This is a genomic window from Embleya sp. NPDC005575 (assembly GCF_040605455.1).
Lineage (GTDB): Bacteria > Actinomycetota > Actinomycetes > Streptomycetales > Streptomycetaceae > Embleya.
This window is the reverse complement of the sequence record NZ_JBEXCV010000307.1, coordinates 1-3880: the sequence shown is the minus strand read 5'-3', so window position 1 is coordinate 3880 and position 3880 is coordinate 1. Positions and strand designations below refer to the sequence as shown.

Below are 3880 nucleotides of genomic sequence, written 5' to 3'. Positions count from 1 at the left end.
GCCACACCCGGCCGCAGTACCGGCACTTTGACGCGATCCGCGCGCCGGCGCGCCGGACGGCACGGGACCGGTGCACCGCCTGTGGGCCGGCGGTCCGGACGCCGAAACGGCGGGGCTCGGAGCCGGATCGGGTCGAGCGGGGGCCGGTGCCGGACCGGCCCCCGCTCACCGTGGTCAGTGGATGTCGGTGATGGTGGTGGTCCAGCCGGAGTTGCCGACCAGGACCTGGGGGGCGTGCGTCTGCGGTCCGCCTGCGTAGAAGTACAGCACGCCCCGACCGTTGTCGCCGCCGGGAGCGGTGGCGTAGAAGTCCGGGGTCTCCTTGCCGGTCGTGGGCACCCACACTCGGGTGCCGTTGCGAATTTCCACCGTGCCCTGGGCGTTGGGCACGGTCGCGATGCTCGGTCGGTTGGCGGGATTCCACCCGGCCGGCCCGTAGACGCCGCTCGGTTGCGCGGTGTAGCCCGTCGCGTCGCGGGTGCCGGGGTAGAGGTTGAGCTTGCCGTAGTAGTTGGCCGTGGTCGATTCGGTGTGCTGACGACTGATCAGGTCCGGGATGCCGTCGCCGGTCATGTCACCGGCGGCGTACAGGTCGAAGGGTGCCCACCCCCAGGTATTGAGCACGCGGCGCGCGCCGAGGTCCAAGCCGCCGTTGCCGTCGCCGGGGTACAGCACCAGTGCGGTGCCCTCGGTGGTCAGCAGATCGGGGCGACCGTCGCCGGTGGCGTCCCCCGGGGCGACCAACTGGAGCCCGGCCGGCCAGTTCCCGCCGCCGGGGTGCGGGATCTCCTTGCGGGTGAAGTAGTCCGGTATGCCGGTGCCGTCGTTGGCATACAGGAACACCCGGTAGCTGCCGTCCGTCTGGGGCAGCCCCACGAAGTAGTCCTCGTAGCCGTCGAGCGGCGCGGCCTGGGTGGTGTACGGGCCGGTGAAGTCGCCGCGGTGGGTGATTTTCGCGCCGGTCCAGCCCGCCGCGCCGATCTCCCGGGGATCGCGCAGGGTGCCGTCGCCGGCCCCCGGGTACAGGTACAGCCTGCCGTTGCCGCCGACACCGACCAGGTCGGGTCGGCCGTCGCCGTCCAGGTCGCCGTCGCGGTCGTCCCAGTCGCCGGTGCCGGGCGAGTCGAGGCCGGTGACCCAGTCGATCGGCTGGGTCTTGATGGTGACCGCGTCGCCGTCGGCGGGCACGGTGGCCCAGTCGAGTTGATGGGCCGTGTCGTCACTGCCGACATCGATCAGGGACCGGTTGCCCGCCTTGTCGTACGCGCGGACGTAGAGCCGGGATTCGGGGAAGCGGTTCGGGCTGACGGTGATGTCGGCGTAGTAGTCGTCGGTCGCCGGCGTGCTCGGGTCCGGCTGCGCGGCGACCCGGTCGGCGTCCTCGCACCCCTCGTTGCCGGTGGAAAGGTAGCGGTCGAGGAAGTAGCAGAAGGACGCGATGCCGACGTTGTCGGTGGCGCGCAGGCGCAGTGTGCGCGGGGTCCGGGCGGGGCTTTGCGCGATGTCGATGCGCTTGCCGTCGATGGGGGTCACGGTGGGTTTGCCCGGTGCGATCTTGTCCACGTTGAAACCGCAGTGCGCGGTCCACCCGGTGTCGGTGTTGCCGTCCCGGCCGAGGGCCATCCACTTGTAGCGGTGGCCGTCCTGGAGTCGCCCGATCGGGATGGTCACATGCCCGGTCGCGTTCTGGCCGACCGTGGTGGTGGGTGCGGTGACCGTGTCGCCGCCGTACTCCCAGACCGTGAACGCGTCGGTGACGTTGCCGCCGTCGGCGTCGGACACCCGGGCGGTCAGCACGATGTCGTTGTTGCCGACGGTGGGCCACGTGGCGGGGTCGGCGTCGCAGCGGATCCCGACGTTGCCCGACCCGCCGGGAGCCCATGGGCTCGCCCACGCGGCGTGCTCCTGCATTACCGGTGCGTGGTTGTAGGTGACCTCCAGGGCCGGGTTGTTGGCGAACTTCTTCCAGCTGTTGTGGTCCTTGCCGGCCGCTCCGGGGGCGCGCAGCCCGAGGGTGATATTCGGCCAATTCCCGTTGGCGGCCTCCTGGACGGCGGCCTTGACCGCGGCGGCGTTGAAGTCCTCGCCGGCGGGTGTGCAGGAACTGCTCCAGCCGTGGGCGAAGGACTTGCTCTGCAAGGTGCGGATCCAGGTCGGTCGGTTGTTCCAGGTGGTGGCGGCCGAGATGGTGCCGGTCAGGCCCAGTTCGACGGAACTCTTGGTGCAGCTCCACGACTTCTGGTTGAAGAAGTTGACGTTGGCCGAGATGATCGTGGATTTGCCCAGGCCGTCGGTGTTGAGCTCGAAGTAGGACTCGGCCGTGCCGTAGCTGCGTGCGTCGGGGTCGTCCTCGTAGCCGACCCGGGCGAGCTTGTCGTCGAAGTGCTGGCCGTTGAAGAACGAGGTGCCGGCCACGCCCGAGTCGTTGTCGCGCTTGTAGGCGATGGTCCAGTCCTCCCGCCAACCGTCCGAGAACACCGGGTCGATCACCACGGGGAAGACGGTGTCCGGGGCGGTGAGCAGGTGTGCGTTCGGAGTGAGGCGCAGCGCGTCGCCGTCCACCGCGACGGCGACGGGCACCGCGTCGACGGGCACCTCCGTGCCGCCCGCGACCGGTCCCTGCGCGGTCGAGGCGGCCGTACGGGCGCCGACCACGCCGGCGTCGGTTCGGGTGCCGCTGTCCCACATCGCGGGGGCGGGCGCCTTGAAGACGACCGTGCCCGCCGCGTCGGTGGCCGCGAGGCCGCCGTCCGGCCCGTCGGTCACTTTCAAGCCGGCCCCGGTCAGGCCGTATCGGATTTCCTTGAGTGCGGGATTTTCCGCGGCCGAACGATTCTTGACGATCAGGTGCTGACTGATCCCGTCGATGTCCGCGATCAATTCAAGATCCACTCCGGGAAGGACCTCCGGATAGCGCGCGGTGGCGCCTTCGAGGATCGGTCGGGGTAGCGGCTGCGGCCAGGACAGGGAAAGGCTTTTGTCATTTTTTGTCATGCTGGCCATGACTGCCGTGCCGCCCGGCGAAAACGAGATCGGGAATACCGACGCGGTCGGCGAAATTCGGCCGTCCGGGCCCACCCGCAGGGTCGCATCGACCGGGCGCCAAGTGCCGTCGACGTTGGTGCGCACCGGTCGCAGGTAGGACCGGCTGGTCACCGTACCGTCCGGGTTGGCCCACCTCTCGGTGTTCGGCGTGCGATCCGCCTCGATCTCGATTGGCCGGCCTGCGGCCTTGGCCTGCGCATATACGTCCGGCGTCGACTGCCCGGCGCCGGCGGCAGGCGTGTCGGCGGCGGGCACGGGCTCGGCCGCATGGGTTGGCCAGCTCCCGCAGCCCGCCCACAGCGCCGCCACGACGACCGCGACCGAGCCCCGTCGCAGGGCCCGCCCGCGTCGGTGTTGAGTTCGCACGACTTTCTCCCTCGTACCGTCCGCAAGCCCGGGAGGCCCGCGCGACCGCCGCAGCGTAGCGACGACTTTCGGCCGGCGGGAGAGGTCGGGCGAGTTAAGCGGTATTACCCCGATGAGGTCGCATGGCGATCGTTTTCGACGGTGGTAAAACCGTGCAATGGATTCCGTTGTCACATTCTCCGGCAAAGTCGTTCGACGGGCGCAGCCGGGCTCTATTCGTCCGGGAGAATATTTGCTAGCTTTCGCTCGCCATTGATCACGGAGGTCGGGCGTCGCAACGGGGGTTTCGCGTGTCTCGGTGGGAATGGGGCGGATTCACGGCGGGTGGTTCGACCCGACGTCGGTTGTTGGGAACGGGCGTTGCGATGGTGCTATGCTTCATCTCGTCGATGGACTCGTGGCGGGTCCAGGCCGCGAGCTTGATGTAGCCGCGGTGCTCCTGCATCTTCGCGTGCAGGAAGTATTGGTT

General features: G+C 69.4%; 1 protein-coding gene and 1 pseudogene. Both read right to left on the bottom strand.

Translation table 11 applies throughout. The annotated features are described in order from the left end of the window. Window positions 1–174: 174 nt before the first annotated feature. Entirely contained in the window at window positions 175–3411 is a 3237-nt protein-coding gene (locus tag ABZS54_RS42395) for an FG-GAP-like repeat-containing protein (RefSeq protein ID WP_355548640.1), read from the bottom strand. Between the two features lie 358 nt (window positions 3412–3769). Beyond that, window positions 3770–3880: pseudogene (locus tag ABZS54_RS42390) on the bottom strand (bacterioferritin); the annotation flags it as partial.